The sequence below is a fragment of the Caldibacillus thermoamylovorans genome (genome assembly GCF_000751775.1).
GTDB classification, from domain to species: Bacteria; Bacillota; Bacilli; order Bacillales; family Caldibacillaceae; genus Caldifermentibacillus; species Caldifermentibacillus hisashii.
In genome coordinates this window covers 28,377-49,291 of record NZ_CCRF01000066.1, presented here as the reverse complement: position 1 = coordinate 49,291, position 20,915 = coordinate 28,377, and the positions used below count along the sequence as shown (strand labels likewise).

General features: G+C 38.2%; 15 protein-coding genes and 1 other annotated feature. Of the genes, 13 read left to right on the top strand and 2 right to left on the bottom strand.

Annotated features, from left to right (window positions below; all coding sequences use genetic code 11):
- The first annotated feature begins 345 nt into the window (after positions 1–345).
- Positions 346–2,676 carry an endopeptidase La gene (gene lon / locus BT1A1_RS11740; RefSeq protein WP_034771518.1) on the top strand — a complete coding sequence of 777 codons (2,331 nt, stop codon included), beginning with the start codon at positions 346–348 and terminating at the stop codon, positions 2,674–2,676.
- A complete protein-coding gene (yihA, locus tag BT1A1_RS11735) occupies positions 2,666–3,250 on the top strand; it encodes a ribosome biogenesis GTP-binding protein YihA/YsxC (RefSeq protein WP_034771516.1) in 585 nt (194 codons plus the stop codon). Before lon ends, yihA begins: the two co-directional genes overlap by 11 nt.
- Before the next feature lie 184 nt (positions 3,251–3,434).
- On the opposite strand, the gene BT1A1_RS11730 is transcribed toward yihA, so the two are convergent.
- Positions 3,435–3,917: a LiaI-LiaF-like domain-containing protein gene (locus BT1A1_RS11730; protein WP_034771513.1), complete on the bottom strand. Its 483-nt coding sequence runs from the start codon at positions 3,915–3,917 to the stop codon at positions 3,435–3,437.
- A gap of 442 nt (positions 3,918–4,359) precedes the next feature.
- On the opposite strand from BT1A1_RS11730, the gene hemA reads away from it, so the two are divergent.
- From hemA to BT1A1_RS11680, 10 genes are all read left to right on the top strand, one after another.
- Entirely contained in the window at positions 4,360–5,709 is a 1,350-nt protein-coding gene (gene hemA, locus BT1A1_RS11725; RefSeq protein WP_034771510.1) for a glutamyl-tRNA reductase, read from the top strand.
- 36 nt (positions 5,710–5,745) lie between these two features.
- Positions 5,746–6,567, top strand: coding sequence for a cytochrome c biogenesis protein CcsA (ccsA, locus tag BT1A1_RS11720; protein ID WP_330939317.1), 822 nt, complete (start codon positions 5,746–5,748; stop codon positions 6,565–6,567).
- 88 nt (positions 6,568–6,655) lie between these two features.
- On the top strand, positions 6,656–7,585 hold the full coding sequence (gene hemC / locus BT1A1_RS11715) for a hydroxymethylbilane synthase (protein ID WP_034771506.1): 930 nt from the start codon (positions 6,656–6,658) through the stop codon (positions 7,583–7,585).
- 152 nt (positions 7,586–7,737) lie between these two features.
- Entirely contained in the window at positions 7,738–8,517 is a 780-nt protein-coding gene (locus tag BT1A1_RS11710; protein WP_034771566.1) for a uroporphyrinogen-III synthase, read from the top strand.
- 207 nt (positions 8,518–8,724) lie between these two features.
- Positions 8,725–9,714: a porphobilinogen synthase gene (hemB, locus tag BT1A1_RS11705; RefSeq protein WP_227139416.1), complete on the top strand. Its 990-nt coding sequence runs from the start codon at positions 8,725–8,727 to the stop codon at positions 9,712–9,714.
- Positions 9,715–9,768: 54 nt separating this feature from the next.
- Complete coding sequence (gene hemL, locus BT1A1_RS11700; RefSeq protein WP_034771505.1) at positions 9,769–11,064, top strand: glutamate-1-semialdehyde 2,1-aminomutase; 1,296 nt, start codon at positions 9,769–9,771, stop codon at positions 11,062–11,064.
- 413 nt (positions 11,065–11,477) lie between these two features.
- Positions 11,478–13,085 carry a LysM peptidoglycan-binding domain-containing protein gene (locus BT1A1_RS11695; RefSeq protein WP_197057100.1) on the top strand — a complete coding sequence of 536 codons (1,608 nt, stop codon included), beginning with the start codon at positions 11,478–11,480 and terminating at the stop codon, positions 13,083–13,085.
- A 133-nt stretch (positions 13,086–13,218) separates the two neighbouring features.
- Positions 13,219–14,202, top strand: a complete 984-nt coding sequence (gene ysxE, locus BT1A1_RS11690; RefSeq protein ID WP_034771503.1) for a spore coat protein YsxE — start codon at positions 13,219–13,221, stop codon at positions 14,200–14,202.
- Between the two features lie 243 nt (positions 14,203–14,445).
- Positions 14,446–15,090, top strand: a complete 645-nt coding sequence (locus BT1A1_RS11685; protein ID WP_034771501.1) for an NAD(P)-binding protein — start codon at positions 14,446–14,448, stop codon at positions 15,088–15,090.
- A 392-nt stretch (positions 15,091–15,482) separates the two neighbouring features.
- Positions 15,483–16,955, top strand: a complete 1,473-nt coding sequence (locus tag BT1A1_RS11680) for a methyl-accepting chemotaxis protein (protein ID WP_034771499.1) — start codon at positions 15,483–15,485, stop codon at positions 16,953–16,955.
- A gap of 371 nt (positions 16,956–17,326) precedes the next feature.
- Here the strand turns inward: BT1A1_RS11680 and BT1A1_RS11675 are convergent, their stop codons facing one another.
- Complete coding sequence (locus tag BT1A1_RS11675; protein ID WP_034771497.1) at positions 17,327–17,518, bottom strand: hypothetical protein; 192 nt, start codon at positions 17,516–17,518, stop codon at positions 17,327–17,329.
- 389 nt (positions 17,519–17,907) lie between these two features.
- Positions 17,908–18,133: a binding site (T-box leader), on the top strand.
- A gap of 62 nt (positions 18,134–18,195) precedes the next feature.
- Here BT1A1_RS11675 and BT1A1_RS11660 point away from each other — a divergent pair.
- Positions 18,196–20,844, top strand: a complete 2,649-nt coding sequence (locus BT1A1_RS11660) for a valine--tRNA ligase (RefSeq protein ID WP_034771490.1) — start codon at positions 18,196–18,198, stop codon at positions 20,842–20,844.
- Positions 20,845–20,915 lie beyond the last annotated feature (71 nt).

The window sequence follows — 20,915 nt, the reverse complement described above, 5'->3', positions numbered from 1 at the left end:
AACAAACCGCCTTTTTTTGTCAAATTGACAACTTGTACCGGAAAAATCTCTGTTTATGTAATCATTTAATAGATATTGCTTTCCAAACCGGTTGAAGTTTCATCGTTTATTCAAATTAGACAGTTGCCAGTAAATACGTTAAAATTTTTAAATAGGTAATCGTCAATGTTAAAAACAATTCGAACCATACAAAGTCGTTTCACCCGATTGAAAAAATCTTATCAGTACAATGTTTGACAAAAAAGTTACAAAATCCGTAAGTCCGTTTTATCAACATAAAACGTTTCTACACAAGAGAATAACCATCTATTACGAGACTAAAGGTGGAGAATTGGAGGTATCCGTATGAATGAACAACAACGAATTATCGTTCCCCTCCTGCCGCTTCGAGGATTGCTTGTATTCCCGACAATGGTGCTTCATTTAGATGTCGGGCGGGAAAAGTCGGTACAAGCGCTTGAAAAAGCAATGATGAATGATCATTTCATTTTTTTGACAACACAAAAAGATACATCCATTGAAGACCCAACAGAGGATGACTTTTTTGAAATGGGCACATTGACACAGGTAAAACAAATGCTCAAACTTCCAAACGGAACATTCCGTGTTTTGGTAGAAGGTTTGAAACGGGGAAAAATTGAAAAGTTTCTCCGGACCGATGAATATTTTGAAGTACGTATTCAAACATACGAAAATGAAGAAGTAAAAGACTTTGAAGAAGAAGCACTAATGCGTATGATCTTGGATTTGTTTGAGCAATACATAAAAATGTCTAAAAAAGTATCGGCTGAAACATTTGCTTCTGTTCAAGATATTGAAGAACCGGGTCGATTAGCTGATATTGTGGCATCGTATTTGCCACTGAAATTGAAAGACAAGCAAGACCTCTTGGAAAAAGTAAATGTGAAAGATCGTATGAACGCCATCATTACTTTTTTGAATAATGAAAAGGAAGTTATCCAACTCGAGAGGAAAATCGGGCAACGCGTAAAGCAATCGATGGAAAGAACGCAAAAAGAATATTATTTGCGGGAACAGATGAAAGCTATTCAAAAAGAATTAGGTGAAAAAGAAGGAAAATCGAGTGAAATCGAAAAATTAAAAGAAAAAATTGGAAAAGCAGGAATGCCTGATCATGTTTTTGAAGCAGCCATGAAAGAATTAGACCGCTATGAAAAATTACCCGGAACATCGGCGGAAAGTGCTGTCATTCGAAATTATCTTGATTGGTTAATTGCACTGCCATGGACGACAGAAACGAAAGATGATATAAATATTAAACGGGCGGAAAGAATTTTAAATGAAGACCATTACGGTTTGGAAAAAGTAAAGGAACGCGTTTTGGAATATTTAGCCGTGCAACAATTGACGAACTCCTTAAAAGGTCCGATTCTTTGTCTGGTTGGTCCTCCGGGGGTCGGAAAAACCAGTCTTGCCCGTTCAGTTGCCCGTTCGTTAAACCGAAAATTTGTGAGAGTTTCATTAGGCGGTGTCCGTGATGAATCAGAAATCCGTGGACACAGGAGAACATATGTCGGTGCAATGCCGGGACGAATTATTCAAGGAATGAGAAAAGCAGGGACGATTAATCCGGTGTTTTTATTAGATGAAATTGATAAAATGTCGAACGATTTTCGCGGTGATCCGTCATCGGCTATGCTCGAAGTTTTGGATCCGGAACAAAATAAAAATTTCAGCGATCATTATATTGAAGAAACGTACGACTTATCAAAAGTAATGTTCATTGCGACAGCCAACGATTTAAGCACGATTCCCGGACCGCTGAGAGATCGGATGGAAATTATTTCTATTGCGGGTTATACAGAAATTGAAAAATTACATATTGCTAAAAATTATCTCATAAAAAAACAATTAAAAGAACATGGATTACAAAAGCAACAGCTGCAAATTCGCGATGATGCCATTCTTTCCATCGTTCGGTATTTTACCCGGGAAGCCGGTGTCCGCGGATTGGAAAGACAAATAGCTAAAATTTGCAGAAAAACGGCAAAAATTATTACATCCGGAGAAAAGAAACGGGTCATTGTTACGAATAAAAATATTGAAGAATTTCTCGGGAAAAAGATTTTTCATTATGGTCAGGCGGAGAAGGAAGATCAAGTCGGTGTTGCAACCGGACTTGCTTATACCGCATTTGGCGGCGATACATTGCAAATTGAAGTGTCCCTTGCACCCGGTAAAGGAAAGCTTGTACTGACGGGTAAACTCGGTGATGTTATGAAAGAATCTGCACAGGCTGCCTTTAGCTATGTGAGATCTTCAGCTGAAAAATTTGGCATTGATCCGATGTTTCATGAAAAATATGATATCCATATCCATGTCCCGGAAGGCGCTGTTCCGAAAGACGGTCCTTCAGCCGGTGTCACTATTACAACGGCACTTGTTTCAGCTCTTACCGGAAAGCCTGTTCGTCGTGAGGTTGGCATGACCGGTGAAGTCACATTACGGGGACGGGTACTTGCAATCGGCGGATTAAAAGAAAAAACTTTAAGTGCTCACCGTGCCGGGCTGACAACCATTATTTTGCCGAAAGACAATGAGCGGGATTTGGATGACATTCCGGAAAGTGTGCGGGAAGAATTAACCTTTATTCCTGTTACCCATGTCGATGAAGTACTTAAAAATGCAATAGTAGGTGAAAAAAGTGAAAATTAAAAGCGCCGAAATTGTCATCAGTGCTGTATCAAAGGCACAATATCCGGAAAACAGCCTGCCGGAAATTGCTTTGGCAGGCCGTTCCAATGTCGGAAAATCATCTTTTATTAATAAAATGTTAAATCGGAAAAATTTGGCAAGAACATCATCGAAACCGGGTAAAACGCAAACGCTAAATTTTTATTTGATTAATGAGGCGTTTTACTTTGTGGATGTTCCAGGTTACGGATATGCGAAAGTGTCAAAAACAGAGCGGGCCAAATGGGGAAATATGATTGAATCGTACTTAACCGGGCGGCATGAATTGAAATCTGTCATATTGATTGTTGATCTCCGCCACCTGCCAACAAACGATGATGTCTTGATGTATCAATTTTTGAAACATTATTTGATACCTGTCATTGTGATTGCGACCAAAGCGGATAAAATTCCCCGTGGCAAATGGGAGAAACATGCGAAAGTTGTGAAGGAGAAATTAGCGATTGAAAAAGAAGATCCGGTAATCATTTTTTCATCCGAAACCGGTGTCGGTAAAGAAGAAGTATGGCAGGTAATCGGAAAATGGATAAAGTAAGATTTAGTAAACAGTAGGACTAACCGAGAATTTTCTGTAAGGTTAGTCCTTTTTCTTTTAAATGTTTTTGTAAACATTTGTGCAAGAAAGTTATGATAGGAGAGCATTCTCGATGCCAAAAAATTTTCCGGAAAAAACGGGTATGCTTGCACACGGATTTTATGTAAGTAAATCAAACCAACCCTTATTTTTTCTTAAAAAAGAATAAATAGCTTCCGATGATAATTAAAATGATTGGCCATAGTGATTGGAAACTGCCAATTTGTTCCGGTGTAAGTCGGAGAAAGGAAAATAAATTTGAGTTAAACAGTTGAATGAGTGCAACACTAACAAAAATCCAACTATAAATTGCACTGCTTTTTGTTTTTTTCGCAGCCAGAAAAAATCCCAATGCAAGAAATAAGATGATGACACCAATGAGATCAAACTGAATATTCCATTGTTGCGCAAGATGGAAATGAATCCCTAAGCCAACGAGTAAGACTCCCGGCACAATGAGTTGGAAATCTCCTCCTCGATAAGCTTGGATAAGTAATGCGACACCTACAATCAAAAGAATGGTCGGCCAACTGAAAACGGCCGCAGGAACAGGTATTGTGAATTTTTGTAAGAAGAAATATAATCCGAACCCGATTAAAACGATCCCGGGAAACATTTGCTTTTTCATCAAACTTCCTCACTTTCTATAAAAAAATCAAGCCGACAAAGAGAGCAAAAAAATTAAAATAAAGTAGTAATTCTATTTAGCAAAAAGTAAAAAAATCAGCTTTTTGCATTTTAACCATAAAACTGTTTCAATGGTATAAGAAACGCAATTTTACTTGAAAATAAGCATAATGATGCAAAGCTTGGGTGAACGCTTTTGAGACAATTTTTAGAAAAACAGTCTTCCACGGTGTTAACGAAAGAAATTTTGTCTTTTTTATGAAAATCGCCGTTTTCAACCAAGAACCAGTTTATATTCATTTTAATTTAATACAATCTATAATATAATAGAATGGAATTAGGTGTTTCTTTTATCGTAACATAAAATTTGGCGGATAGATGACTTTTTATACGTTAAGACTGCACTTTTCATAGAGGATGGATCATTTGGAGGGTATTTACTTATGTATATTATTACAGTCGGTCTAAATTATAAAACTGCACCGGTAGAAATACGGGAACGACTTTCTTTTCAAGAAGCAGAGCTGACTGCTGCTATGCTTACATTAAAGAAAAGAAAGAGTATTTTAGAAAATGTTATCGTATCGACTTGTAACCGGACCGAAATATATGCAGTCGTCGATCAACTCCATACGGGGCGGTATTATATTAAAGAGTTTCTTGCTGAATGGTTTCATATAGAAAGGGAACAATTTGAATCCCATCTTTACATTTACGAAAATCAAAAAGCGGTTGAGCATTTGTTCAACGTATCCTGTGGTCTCGACTCGATGGTGATCGGTGAAACACAAATTTTAGGACAAGTGCGGTCAAGTTTTTTCAAAGCACAAGAAGCAAATTCGGTTGGCACCGTCTTTAACCAACTTTTTAAACAAGCGATTACCGTGGCGAAAAAAGCCCATACCGAGACGGATATTTCTTCAAATGCCGTTTCTGTCAGTTATGCCGCTGTTGAATTGGCAAAGAAAATTTTTGGTCAATTGCATAATAAACATATTTTAATTATCGGTGCCGGAAAGATGGGGAAAATTACCATTCAAAATTTATTGGGAAGTGGTGCCGGAAAAATCTCCGTTGTCAATCGCACGGTGGAAAAAGCAATGGATCTCGCCAAGGAAATCGGTGGGAAGGCCTATTCGCTTGAATCACTTCCGTCATGTTTGACCGAGGCTGATATTGTTATTAGTTCTACGGGATCGAATCATTATGTCATTCATGCAGAAATGATGGCGACCGTTGAAAAAATGCGGAAAGGGCGACCGATGTTATTTATTGATATTGCTGTGCCGAGAGATATTGATCCGGAAATTGATCAATTCGAATCCGTTTTTCTTTACGATATTGATGATTTGGAAGGAGTCGTTGAAGCAAATTTACAAGAAAGACAGCGTGCTGCTACCAAAATCCAGTCATTTATCACAGATGAGATCGCGATATTTCAAGATTGGGTAAATACATTGGGTGTTGTTCCGCTCATTTCATCTTTACGGGAAAAAGCATTAACTATTCAAGCCGATGTGATGACGAGTTTGGAACGGAAATTGCCTGACTTAACCGAACGGGAACGGAAAATTATCGGTAAACATATGAAAAGCATTATAAATCAAATGTTAAAAGATCCGATTTTACAAATTAAAGAATTGGCTGCCGGTCCTGAAGGTGAACAAGCTTTGCATTATTTTGAGCAAATTTTTCAATTAGAAGCACACAAAGAAAAACAAATGGAAGAATCTCAGCATGAGCGCATCGATGAAAGAAAAACAAGATCGCTTGAGAGCTATGTGAACGGTTGATGAGATGTAAGTGAGGTTACCCTTATGGGAGAAAACATGTTGATGAAATTGCATGAAGGGATGGTTATTCTTTATGCGGCTTCGGTATTGATGTACTTCTATGACTTCCTGCAAACAAACCGTAAAATGAAAAGAATTGGCTTTCTATTGCTTTGTTGTGTCTGGTTCTTGCAAACGGTTTTATTTATTTTTAATATGTACGAGACAGGCCGGTTCCCTATTTTTACGCTAGCGGACGGTTTGTATTTTTATAGTTGGGTGTTAATCACTTGTTCAATTATTTTAAATATTTTTGTTAAAGTTGAATTTATCATATTTTTTACCAGTGTACTTGGATTTATGACGATCGTTATTTATACATTTGCACCATCCCACTGGGGTTCTCCGACACTGGCGGAAAAGTTGGCTTCGGAACTTTTACTTGTTCATATTACGGCATCGCTTGTTGCGTATGCCCTATTTTCATTATCATTTTTATTTTCGTTATTATATATTGTGCAATATCATTTATTGAAACGGAAAAAATGGGGAAGACAATTAATTCGTATCAATGACTTAGTTAAATTAGAGCAAATCTCCTACACTTTAAATTTGCTGGGCATGCCTGTTTTTTCCATTGGTGTTATACTAGGATTGCAAAGGCTTTATCTAAAAATGCCGGAAATCGGTTTTTTTGATTGGAAAATTATCGGATCATTTTTTGTTATTATCATGTATGCTTGCTTTATTTATTTAAAAACAAGAAAGGAAATGTTCGGGAAAAATTTGGCACTGTGGAATATTGCCTCGTTTTTAATCGTATGGATAAATTTTTTCTTGTTGGGCAGATTATCTGATTTTCATTTTTGGTTAAGTTAGATTGTTTTGCCTTGTAATTTCGTACATCGTTAACATATTACATACTAAGTTTTGAATGATCCATTTCTTTATATATCAGGAGGCTTTTATGCGTAAAATTATTGTCGGTTCAAGACGCAGTAAATTAGCAATGACACAAACCAATTGGGTCATAGATCAGTTGAAAAAGATTGGTGCCCCATTTACTTTTGAACTGAAAGAAATTGTCACAAAGGGTGATGAAATTCTAAATGTTACCTTGTCAAAAGTCGGCGGGAAGGGACTTTTTGTTAAAGAGATTGAGCAGGCAATGTTAAAAAAAGAAATTGATATTGCGGTTCACAGTATGAAAGATATGCCTGCCGTGTTGCCGGACGGACTTGTCATCGGGACCATTCCGGAGCGGGAAGATCCCCGGGATGTGCTTATCTCAAAAGAAAATCGTTCATTACGTGATTTACCGGCCGGTGCCATCGTCGGAACAAGCAGTCTGAGGCGGAAAGCACAAATTTTAAACATCCGGCCGGACCTCGAAATTAAATGGATTCGCGGAAATATTGATACACGATTGAAAAAGCTCGAAACGGAAGAATACGATGCAATTATTTTAGCGGCAGCGGGATTATCACGAATGGGTTGGAAGGCAGAGGTTGTATCCGAATACTTAGAACCAAGTGATTGTATTCCGGCGGTTGGTCAAGGAGCACTGGCCATTGAATGCCGGAAAGATGACGAAGAAATTTTACAATGGTTGGCAAAATTAAATTGTCCAAAAACGAATCGTGCCGTGCAGGCTGAACGAGCTTTCTTGAATAAAATAGGCGGTAGTTGTCAAGTTCCTGTAGGAGGGTATGCAGTGATAAACGCTGAGGATGATGTTGTTTTAAATGCATTTGTCGCTTCCGGTAATGGTAAAACAATTTTTAAGGAAACTGTTGTCGGTAAAGATGCGGTGGCAGTGGGCGAAAAGGCAGGAGAACGGTTAATGGAGCGTGGTGCTGGAAAACTTATCAGTGAAATACTGAAGGAATTGGAATAAAGCAGATGTGTTGGGTGATTACAGAAGCGCCCATATTCACGAAATACTGTCACAACTAAATGAAACAGCCGTTCAAAATAGTGCAAAACCTGGTTCAACAGTTTCAATCAGACACGAAGAACAACTCATCATTTTTTTGGAGATGGATGAAATTGACGCTTGACCGATTGGCAAACAAAAAATATTTAATTATGCGTGATTCTTCACAAGCTGTATCGTTAATCGAAGGAATTCGTTCTCTTGGTGGCATTCCATTGCTTGTCCCGTTAATCTCATTCAAAAAAACAAGCTTATCTGAACGGGAACGAAAACTGATGAACGAATTAACAAGTTTTGACTGGCTTATTTTTACGAGTCAAAATGGTGTTCGTTTTTTTATGGCACAGTTGGAAGAGATGGGGTTATCTTTTCCGGAACATGTAAAGGTGGCGGCTGTCGGTACGAAAACACAAAGCAGTTTAGTAAATTATGGTATATCACCGTCTTTCATTCCGAAAAAATTTACCGGTGAAGCATTGGCTGACGAGATGAAGGATTTTATTGAAAAGAATGAACGCATTTGCGTGATAAAAGGAAATCTGGCCAGGGATATTGTCGGTACAGTGCTTCGAAATGTCGGTGCCATTGTCGAGGAAATCATTATTTACGAAACATTTTTACCAGGAGAAAATAAAGAAAAATTGATTGTAACATTGAAAAATAAAGTCGACGTACTAATATTTACCAGTCCTTCAACCGTTAAACATTTTATGAGTATATTAATGGAGAAAAATGAACGCCATCTTCTCGACGGAAAATGGGTCGCTTCGATTGGACCGGTTACCAAAAAAGCGTTAGAAGATTACGGGATTCCTGTTCATATTTGTCCCGACATATATACCGTCGATCAATTGCTTGAAGAGATGAAGGTGTTTTTTGGAAAGAAATGTTAAGAAATAAATACAACGGTATAATGTAAAAAATAAGGTCGAATTGAACTTTTCCTATAAAAATTTTTAGATGCCAAACGAGCAATGAACACCCGAAGAGCTTGCTTTTGCGTTAAATTTGGATCACACAAACCAAAGTTGCAATGAATTTTCCCGTAAAACTTTTTGAGTGTCAAACAAGTTATCAAATATAAAATTGGAGGCAGTGAAATGAACATAGAAGACTTACAATTTAAGAGACATCGGAGACTAAGACAATCGGCTTTTATGAGAGATTTAGTTCGGGAAAATCATGTTCATACGGATGATTTAATTTATCCGCTATTTATCGTTGAAGGAGAAAAGATAAGAAATCCCATTATTTCAATGCCGGGAATTGAGCAAATTTCTTTAGATTATTTGCCTAGTGAAGTGGATGAACTATTAAGCTTAGGCATAAAGGCCGTTCTTTTATTTGGTGTCCCGAATGAAAAAGATGAAATAGGTTCCGGTGCATTCCATGATCACGGCATTGTTCAGAAAGCTATTAAAACCATTAAACAACATGCTCCGAAAATGCTTGTTGTTGCAGATACATGTTTATGTGAATATACCGATCACGGTCATTGCGGTGTAATCATGAACGGTGATGTTGCCAATGATGAGTCACTGGAAATTCATGTGAAAACGGCAATCAGCCAAGCAAGGGCAGGTGCTGATATTATTGCGCCTTCGAATATGATGGATGGTTTTGTCGTTGCAATTCGTAAAGGGTTGGATGAAGCAGGTTTTAAACATGTACCAATCATGTCCTATGCAGTTAAATATGCATCCGCTTTTTACGGTCCGTTCCGTGATGCTGCAGAAAGTGCCCCACAATTTGGCGATCGGAAAACATATCAAATGGACCCTGCCAATCGTCGGGAAGCTTTAAGAGAAGCCCATTCGGATCTTTCGGAAGGGGCTGATTTCTTAATCGTCAAGCCGGGCATGCCATATTTGGATATTATCCGTGATGTCCGCAATGAGTTTAATGTTCCGATAGTTGCTTACAATGTCAGCGGGGAGTATTCAATGGTTAAAGCAGCTGCCTTGAACGGTTGGATTGACGAAAAGAAAATTGTCATGGAAATGCACACCGCATTCAAAAGGGCAGGTGCGGATTTAATTATCACCTATTTTGCGAAGGACATTGCCAAATGGCTGAATGAAGAAAAATAATAGCACTTAAATGATGTATGCTCTTCATAAACATATAGAGAAAAGAGGGATAGTATGCGTTCATTCGAAAAATCGATAAAAGCATTTCAAGAGGCAGTACAGTTAATGCCGGGGGGAGTTAACAGCCCGGTGCGTGCCTTTAAAGCTGTTGATATGAATCCGATTTTTATGGAAAGCGGAAAAGGCTCGAAAATTTACGATATCGACGGGAATGAATATATTGATTATGTTCTTTCATGGGGACCATTAATTTTAGGCCATGCGAATCGTCAAGTTGTTGAAGCATTGAAAAAAGTAGTCGAGTCCGGGACAAGCTTCGGTGCTCCGACATTAATCGAAAATAAATTGGCAGAACTGGTTAAGGAGCGGGTACCATCCATTGAAATTATTCGTATGGTAAATTCCGGTACAGAAGCAACGATGTCCGCATTACGGTTGGCACGAGGATATACGGGGAGAAGTAAGATTTTAAAATTTGAAGGCTGTTATCACGGGCATGGTGATTCCTTATTAATTAAAGCCGGCTCAGGTGTAGCAACACTTGGACTTCCCGATAGCCCGGGCGTTCCTGAAGGCATTGCAAAAAACACAATAACTGTTCCATATAATGATTTGGACGGGGTTAAAACGGCCTTTGAAAAATTTGGCGAGGATATTGCAGCAATCATTGTTGAACCGATTGCCGGAAATATGGGTGTTGTTCCTCCGTTACCTGGTTTTTTGGAAGGATTGCGTGAAATGACCGAGCAATACGGCGCCCTGCTTATTTTTGACGAGGTCATGACAGGCTTCCGTGCCGATTATCATTGTGCCCAAGGTTATTTTAACATTCAACCTGATTTAACTTGTTTAGGGAAGGTAATCGGTGGCGGGCTTCCGGTCGGTGCTTACGGCGGGAAAGCAGAAATCATGGAAAAAGTTGCTCCAAGTGGTCCGGTCTATCAAGCAGGCACGTTATCCGGCAACCCTTTGGCAATGACGGCCGGTTATGAAACATTGAAACAGTTAAAACCCGAACACTATGATGAATTTAAACGAAAAGGGGATATGTTGGAAGCCGGTTATCGTCAAGCAGCAGAAACATACGGGATTCCACTGACTGTCAATCGGGCCGGCTCGATGATCGGGGTCTTTTTTACCAATGAACAAGTGATTAACTATGATACAGCAAAAACATCCAATCTCGATTATTTTGCAACGTATTATCGGGAAATGGCATTGCAAGGTGTGTTTTTACCGCCATCCCAATTTGAAGGATTGTTTATTTCTACCGTTCATTCGGATGAGGATATAGAAAAAACCATTCAAGCAGCAGAACATGCTTTTCGAAAAATAAAAGAAATGAATTAAAACTTGGAATGACGTACAGTGATCTTGTTAGCGGGGAGGCTCGGGATCAGTTTGTACGTCATTTTCCAACTTTGAATCACCTATTGATATTGGACCTATTCTTTTGTGGAAACATAAAATAATATTTCGGCTTCTTCTACAAGTGAAGTCCCTTTCTATTTTTCCACATTGCTTGATTCCAAAATGCTTGACGTATTCTTAAAAGCTTTTCCAGTTGTTCTTCCACAAAAGTAACTTTTTTAAGCATATTTCATCTACCTTTTTCATAACTTGTAATGATATGAGTAGAATAATAGCTCCTTATTCACGTTATCTCAAAACACGACTATTTTTGTTTATCCTAATAAACAAATTTCATCTTCACCAGTGAGTTTCTGAAAATCCACAGTTAGATTCGTAAGGGGGGAAGTATGTTGACTGATAATAATCAACCGGCAGCCATTAAATTTTCTTTGGATGAAACAGTGTGGTTTCGAAAGGGAGAAGAGATTGGAGAATTATACAATTTAGCATTAGAGCCAAATGTTACCATCCAAGATTTGAATCACTTTATTTCCATCCGTGGATCATTAAAAATGTACGGAGAATATAAAAAATCAGAAGCTGAAATAAATGATGAAGAAGATCGTATTTATTTTTCAGGGCAAAAATATGTTACCGTACTCGACGCAAGAGAAGAAGGAATATCAGAATTTCATTTTGATTTTCCCGTTGATATTACCGTACCGAGAGAGAAAGTAAGCAGTATAGAAGACTTAGATGTCCTTATTGAATTTTTTGATTACTCAATTCCTGAAAAAGACTGCTTAAAATTGTCAACGAATGTCGCAATTACAGGAATTGCCGCAGATGCATCCGCATACGAACGAAAAGATATTTTGTCAAGTAGTGAAGAAGGCATCCCGGCATTATCTGAAGATCCATTAGCTGATAAAGACCGATTAATTCCGGTTTCAAACGATTTCTTCACCGATAAAACTGATGACGACAGCACATTCTCAGTAGAGGCTAAAAAAGTAGAGGACCGAGATGAAGAGCTTGAAGAAAATATCCAAATCCCGATTCAATTTACTTCCACTATGAATAAACTGGAAAAAATTGAAAAGAAACGAGTAGAGGCTGACCAAGTAACTGTATCGACAAATACAAATGAAAAACAGTTTGAGCCAGATCATCTTTTAGTAGAATCGGGGGGATTGGAAAACGAGCCGGAAGCCAGTCACGTTATAGAAGAGAAAGAAAATATACCTGAAGCCGGTCGCATAGAAGAGGAGTTGGGGAACAATTTAGAAGTCAATCGCATAAAAGTGGTGCCGGAAGCCGGACGCCAGAAAGCAGAACCTGAAAAATTAGAAAAGAAACCTGAAATTAGTTCATGGTTAAAGGATTCAGAGAATGTTCCTGAAGTCGGTCCGCTTCTATCTAATTCGTCCCCAAAGGATAACGACCGTAATACTGATCCAGTTTTAAATGACTTGGATAATGAAAACCAAGTAGCAGTGGAAAGAAATGAAACGAAAGCTGTGAATACAGAGGCAAAATTGGAAAATGAGATCGAAGTCAGTGGCGAACTGTCAAAAAGGGACAATGAACCGGTAGAGGAGCCGAAAACAAGAGCAGATCTTAATCAACAAATAGAGACTGTAGCAGGGGAGACAAGTGTTCAGGAATCGGCTGAACAACAAGATTTTGCTGATATTACGATTGAGGAAGTTCAGGCAGAAGAGGATCACGAAGCCCATCGAACCGAGAAAAACATAAATTATCAGCCGCAAGAAACAAATCAGGATGAAAAATCCATCTCACTCACTGAATTTTTTGGAAGAAAAGATGAAAATCCAGCAGTTCGGATGAAAATTTATATTGTTCAAGCGAGAGATACATTAAGTTTGATTGCCGAAAAATATGACGTCTCGGTTTCCCAACTGTTGCGAACAAATCACCTAGAATCAAATCAGGATGTCTTTGAAGGACAAATACTTTACATCCCCACCAATACACATAAAATACATTCGTCATAACTGAATGGACTAACCGAGGAACCAGCCGAACTATAACAATGAAAAATACCATATCCCAATCACTTTATGTAAAAGTGACGTAACAAAGAAAACGGGTACGAAACCCGTTTTTTATATGCATTGAGGTGAAAAAATGAGAGTCTACGAAATTTTAAAAGAATATCAAATTCAACCGAGACATTTGGAAAAGATTGGAAAAGTATATAAAGTATTTAGTAGAAACAATGTGTTTGCATTAAAAGAAACCGAAGTAACTAAGGGAAAAAATTTATTTTCCATCTACCCTTTTTTATACCATAAAGGGTTTTATCGTTTCGTTCCTCTTTATCCGGCAAAAAACGGGCAATATATGATTTTAAGAGATCAAAAGCTGTATTACTTAATGCCTTGGTTAGGTAGCGAGTCAAGACCGGTTGAAACCAATCATGCAAGAAAAATGTTTCGGGAACTTGCCAGACTTCATCTTTTGACATCACAAGAAATGGAAATGGACCAGACAAATATCGAGGACCATTTTGAGCGAACTAGTGGACAATGGAATAAAGAAATGCAATATCTTGACAGTTGGATTGAACTGTGTGAGCAAAAATGGTATATGTCTCCTTTTGAATGGGAATTTGTCCAATATTATCATGAATTTCAAAAAGCCTATGAATATGCACTTCGAACTCTAAAAATTTGGAAAGATACTATGCTTGAATCAAAGAAAATTCGCACGGTCCTTCTTCACGGTAAAGTTAGCTTGGATCATTTTGTATTTGATGATAAAGGGTACGGGTATTTTATTAATTTTGACGAAAGCCGTATCGGTTCCTCATATCAGGACTTATTGCCGTTTTTATCCAACACATTAAGTACATACCCGATGAACGGTGAAGATTGTATGGAATGGCTGAATATCTATATGAAACACTATCCGCTAAAGGAAACGGAACTTTTGCTTATGAAAAGTTATCTTGCCCACCCCGGATTCATGATTCGGTTATTGAACCGTTATCAAACGAGAGTCGCCCCAAACCATGAATTGAAGTATACAAAAAAGATTCAGCAAGCTTATTGGAAACTGAAAAACATCGAAAATATCATCATGAAGCTGGAAATGCAAACAGAATCCTAATATGCCGAGTTGGTGGTACTGTTGAATTCCCGGTGTGAACTGTTGAATTGGTAGGCGTCACTGTTGAATAAGAAGGCCTTACTGTTGAAATCGGAGGAGGTTTGTTGATCTAGTGGAGTTCCGCTAAATTTTTGTCTAAGTCCTCCTAGGTATTCAGAAAAATTGATATAATAGTATATAATCAAGACATCACTAAAATCGACATGTTACAACGAAAATGAAACTGAAAAGGAAAGTTGTACAATGACAAGATTCATACCTCTAATGTTCGATTTAAATAACAAAAATATTGTCATAATTGGTGGGGGCCATGTAGCCGAAAGAAGAATTCGTCTATTGCTGGAAAGCGGTGGGAAAATTACTGTGACTAGTCCAAAAATTACCCAGGAAATCCGCAATTATTGGGAACAGGGCAAGGTAAATTGGTTGAAAAAGTATTTTGAACCTAATGATATTTCCAACGCTTTTCTCGTAATTATTGCAACAAATAATCCCCAAGTGAACGAATTGGTTCTTCAATATGCACCAAAAAATACTTTAATCAATGATGCTACAAACGCCTCCAATGGGAATATTCATTTTCCCACGATCATGAATAGAGGCCGATTAACAATAAGTGTTGCAACAAACGGTGCCAGTCCCAAGCTGACAAAGCAAATAAAACAGCAATTGGAAGCCACTTTCCCGGAAAATTACGGAGAATATGTTGATTTTCTATATGAATGTCGGGAACTTTTGAAAAACTCTCCATTGCCAAAAGAAGAGCACCAAAAACTGTTAAAACAACTATTGGATGATGATTTTCACAGTAAAACAAATCAACAACAATTTTTAAGTTGGTTAAAAAATCTCCAAAATAATGAAAAGGGTCAAGGTGATCTTAATTAGGAACCTTGACCTAAAAATTCCTCACTATTTCAATCATCATAAGATCCTCAGTTATAAAAAATTAACACAAACAATTCAAATAAACATAAATTTTTGAAGAAATGTCCATATCACTTGAAATTAGTGACTTATTTCACAAAAAAGCTGTACTATTATAAATTTGCTGTCGCGCACTGAATACGTACGGACTCATTTCTCAAAAAACAAGCCGATCCATCATCAATTATCTATTGCACTGAATAGGTATTCATGTATAATAGAGGGAAAATAATAATATTTGAAAGAGTGGAAGCCTTGTTACTTTTCTATTATAAGCAAACGTTTTCAATAAAGTTGTGCCTTTTCTATTAAACGAACAAATAATGACTATACAAAAAAGAAGGTGAAATGTAATGGACAAGATACAGCAAATGTTGTTGGAAGATAGTAAAAAAATAAATTTGATCATGTTTATTACTTTTTCAGTTTCATTAGTTTTGGCTGTTTTGAAGTCAATAGCTTTAAAACAAGGACCGGTAATTACTATATATTCTACTCAATTGATCTGTTTGGCTGTTTTATATATTGTTTGTGAAAAAATAGTTAAGAAACACTCTCTATTTCCTTATTTAAGTGTTGTTTTGATTGGCGCCTTTTCATTTTTAGGTATTTCGGTTACCGGCGGCGGAATTAATATTATTCTAATCACATTCTTTTTAGCCATTTTTTCGACGATTAGTTCTGGCAAAAAATCGTTTATCCTTGGTTATTCTATAGGATTGTCGATCATGTTAACAATCTTTTTTGTCGGTACAAAAGAAACAGCCGTAATTAAAGAAAACTTTGTTACTATTCTCATACTCTATCTTTTATCAGGACTTTTACTTTATGTACTAATCCACATGAACGCCAGACAGCAATCCGTGATTCGGGAATTGTTGCGGCAGTCAGAAAAACATGGTGAGGAACAAAAGCAACAAAAAGAACGCATTCAAGCCAATATGAATAATATTTTAAAAGAAATGGCCAATGCAAATGAACGGATTCAGAGCAATCAATTGGCTCAAAATGAATTTACTAACAGTTTACAAGAGTTAACAATTGGCAGTCAACAGCAAACCGACCAAATTGCAATGATTTCAAGTCATACAATGGAAAATCTCGAGGTCATGCTAAAGCTGGAAAATATAATGGAAGAACTTTCAACAGAGGCGGATAAAACAGACGAAATCACGTCTCTCGGTGAAAAAAGAGTTTTCATGTTTAAACAAGATGTAATGGAGATTCGAGCATTTATGAACGACTTAAACCAAACATTACTGGATTTAACAAAGAACATTCAAGAAACCAATACATATTCAAATAAAATTAAAGAAATTTCCGAGCAGACAAATTTATTGGCTTTAAATGCCTCCATTGAAGCGGCACGAGCAGGTGAGGCCGGCAAAGGATTCTCGGTTGTTGCCGAAGAAATTCGCAAACTGGCAGAGTCGACAAAAGATACGGTCAATAATATTACCAAAAATCTGCAAAACTTGAATACGAGCAACGAAACGACTTTGAAAAAAATGCAAGCCAGTGAACAAAAGATTACCCACTTGGCAGATTCGTCGGAGGATATTGTCGCTTACTTTCAACAGTTGAAAGAAGTATTTCAAAAATTAAACACTGATTTACTGCACTCAAAAGAAATGACAAATGAAGTCGTGAAAAAAAGTAAAAGTATAGAAACGTATACATCCCAGTTTGCGGGAATTCTTGAAGAAGCGAGTGCCAATCTGGAAGAAATGAGTGCTTCAATTGAAACATTGACGAATGACAATAAAGACATCGCAAATTCAATGAATAGAACAACAATCAGTGCAAAAGAGCTACTAGCTGAATAAAAAAATTGGAAGGGCAAATCGAGGATAATTGGAATTTCTTCTAAAGACGTGAAAAATTGAATTTGGAAGGCACCCGAGTTTTTACGGCCTATTTCCAAAGAAAATCGAATCGGAAAGGGTGCCTGAATTCACTAACTGCTTTTTTCCTAAGCAAAGAGAGTCGGTTCACTAACGCCTCTTTTCCATTAGTCAGTAAAAAAATTATGATGTTCAAAAAGTTCGGGGGATGGTTGGCAAATTTCTTCTCGGATTCTCCTTTCACTTATCCCCCTTTTGAACATGCAAATATTATTTGGTAGAGGGCAACAACTTAATATAGGATTCTGAAAAACCAAATTGATTGATTGCCAAACAATTAACAAAAAACACACTTATATCAGATCCATCTGGAAAAGAGCGACAATTAACAAAAAAATTAATAATAAGACGACATCAAAAGTAGTTGGGATGATTAACGTTCGGATTCCTTGGAAAATCGTAAACGGGATAATCAATTGCTTTCCAACTTCCCTGATTGTTCGAGCCCATGATGGCAGTAAATATGGATTGTATTTTCTACGCATGAAACTCCTCCTTTATAACGGTTGTCTACCCAAAAGGAAACAAGACCGCAACCGGACATGAAACGCCTGCAAAAAGTCTTTCTTTAATTCATTCTATGTGAATATAACGGGAAGTTGTTCATATTTTTTTGAGCGAATTTTAAAAAGTGGAAAGAATGTACTTTGTGAAAAATCTGCCTCGGGTGCTGTCCACTGCATTCCAACTAACATAAGCACTTTGGATTTACATGTCGAATACCGGACTATGGGTTTCAAAATCATTTCGTATAATTTTTCCTGAAACCTGTGGAAAAAGAATTGTATAAAAATCATTTCGTATAATTTTTCCTCAAATGGCCGATAATGATTGACGAAATGTCCGTTATTTTTATAGAATAAGTATAAATAAACGAAATGCGTTGAACGGGAAGAGTACAATAGTTAGGCTTTTCAGAGAGAGAACGGTGGTGCGAGTTCTTAAGTGAAACTGTTGGAAGGTCGCCCGGGAGCAGCTTTTGTGAACCCGAAGAGTAGCAAAAGCCGGGAAATCCGTTACTTAGTTGAGTGCCAAATGCATGCTTCTTATGCATTTGTGAATAAAGGTGGTACCGCGAATCAACTCCATTCGTCCTTTAACGAGTGGGGTTTTTTAATTGTCAGGATTTGCAAAAAAATTACATTAAAATGGAGGCATTTAAATGAGTGAACAAACATTCTCGATGCCCACAAAATACGATCCAAATTCAATAGAAAAAGGTCGCTATGAATGGTGGGTAAAGAACAAATTTTTTGAAGCAGAAGATGATGAAACCAAACAACCATACTCCATCGTGATTCCGCCACCGAATGTGACCGGCAAACTTCACCTTGGGCATGCCTGGGATACAACATTACAAGATATTATTACCCGGATGAAACGAATGCAAGGCTACGATGTATTGTGGCTGCCGGGAATGGATCATGCCGGAATCGCAACGCAGGCAAAAGTTGAACAAAAACTGCGTGCTGAAGGGAAATCCCGCTATGATCTAGGCCGAGAAAAGTTTTTGGAAGAAACATGGAAATGGAAAGAGGAATATGCGCAAACGATTCGTCACCAGTGGGCAAAATTAGGGCTTGGTCTCGATTATAGCCGGGAACGATTCACACTGGATGAAGGTCTTTCCAAAGCGGTTCGTGAAGTTTTTGTTTCTCTTTATAAAAAAGGTCTCATCTACCGCGGAGAATATATTATCAACTGGGATCCGGTTACGAAAACGGCCCTTTCCGATATTGAAGTTATTTACAAAGATATACAAGGCGCTTTCTATCATTTGCGGTATCCGTTAAAAGACGGTTCCGGCTATATTGAAATTGCAACAACGCGTCCGGAAACGATGCTCGGGGATACGGCCGTTGCGGTTCACCCGGAAGACGAGCGCTATAAACATTTAATTGGCAAAACAATCGTGCTTCCAATCGTCGGTCGCGAAATCCCAATTATTGCCGACGAATATGTCGATATGGAATTCGGCTCCGGTGCGGTAAAAATAACCCCGGCCCATGATCCGAACGACTTTGAAGTAGGAAATCGCCATAACTTGGAACGGATTCTTGTTATGAATGAAGACGGAACAATGAATGAAAAAGCCGGAAAATATAAAGGCATGGATCGTTTTGAATGCCGCAAACAAATTGTCAAAGACTTACAAGAACAAGGTGTCCTTATCAAAATCGAGGAAATGGTTCACTCCGTCGGTCACTCGGAACGGAGCGGGGCTGTTGTTGAACCATATCTTTCGACCCAATGGTTTGTCAAAATGAAACCATTGGCTGAAGCTGCAATTAAGCTGCAAAAAACGGAAGGAAAAGTGCATTTTGTTCCGGAACGATTTGAAAAAACCTATCTTCATTGGATGGAAAATATTCGTGACTGGTGTATTTCGCGACAACTTTGGTGGGGTCATCGGATTCCTGCTTGGTATCATAAGGAAACCGGAGAAGTATATGTTGGTCATGAAGCCCCGCAAGACGCTGAAAATTGGGAGCAAGACCCGGATGTCCTTGACACTTGGTTCAGCTCGGCATTATGGCCATTTTCAACTATGGGCTGGCCGGATAAGGAAGCAGCTGATTTGAAACGCTATTACCCGACCGATGCGCTTGTCACCGGTTATGATATTATTTTCTTCTGGGTATCCCGGATGATTTTCCAAGGGCTTGAATTTACCGGGAAGCGCCCGTTCAAAGATGTTTTAATTCACGGTTTAGTTCGCGATGCAGAAGGTCGGAAAATGAGTAAATCGCTTGGGAACGGTGTCGACCCGATGGATGTTATCGATCAATATGGTGCCGACTCCTTACGTTATTTTCTGGCAACCGGATCATCACCGGGACAAGATTTACGTTACAGTACGGAAAAGGTTGAATCCGTTTGGAATTTTGCTAATAAAATTTGGAATGCATCCCGGTTCGCTTTGATGAATATGGGTGGACTCCCATATGAAGACATTGATTTAAACGGAAAAAAATCTGTAGCGGATGAGTGGATTTTAACCCGACTCAACGAAACGATTGAAACAGTTACCAATCTGGCTGAAAAATATGAATTCGGTGAAGTTGGCCGGGCTTTATACAACTTCATTTGGGATGATTTTTGTGATTGGTATATTGAAATGGCAAAACTTCCATTGTACGGTGAGGATGAAACAGCAAAGAAGACAACTCGCTCCGTTTTAGCCTATGTTTTAGACCAAACGATGCGGTTACTTCATCCATTCATGCCGTTTATTACCGAGGAAATTTGGCAAAATCTCCCACATGAAGGGGAGTCGATTACGGTTGCGGAATGGCCAAAGGTACGACCGGAATTGTCAAACCAAGAAGCAAGCGAACAAATGAAATTACTCGTTGAAATCATCCGTTCTGTCCGTAATATTCGGGCCGAAGTGAATACGCCAATGAGCAAAAAAATCGCCATGATCATTAATGCCCATGATGAAAAAATCTTGGACACTTTAGAAACAAATAAAGCCTATCTTGAACGTTTCTGTAATCCGGAAATGTTGACAATTGGTGTAGGTGCACTAGCCCCTGAAAAAGCAATGACTGCCGTAGTATCCGGAGCGGAAATCTACTTGCCGCTTCAAGGACTCATCAATATCGAAGAAGAAATTACCCGCCTTGAAAAAGAACTTGAGAAACTAAATAAAGAAGTGGAGCGGGTACAGAAAAAACTTGCCAACGAAAAATTTGTTGCTAAAGCACCTGCGCAAGTGGTTGAAGAAGAACGTGCGAAAGAAAAAGACTACTTAGAAAAACGAGCAACCGTCCAAGAACGACTGGAAGAGTTAAAACGGATGAAATAGGTAATAGAAAAAGCTATCACTTATGGGATCACATCATTTTTCACATGTGACATACCCATATGTGATAGTTT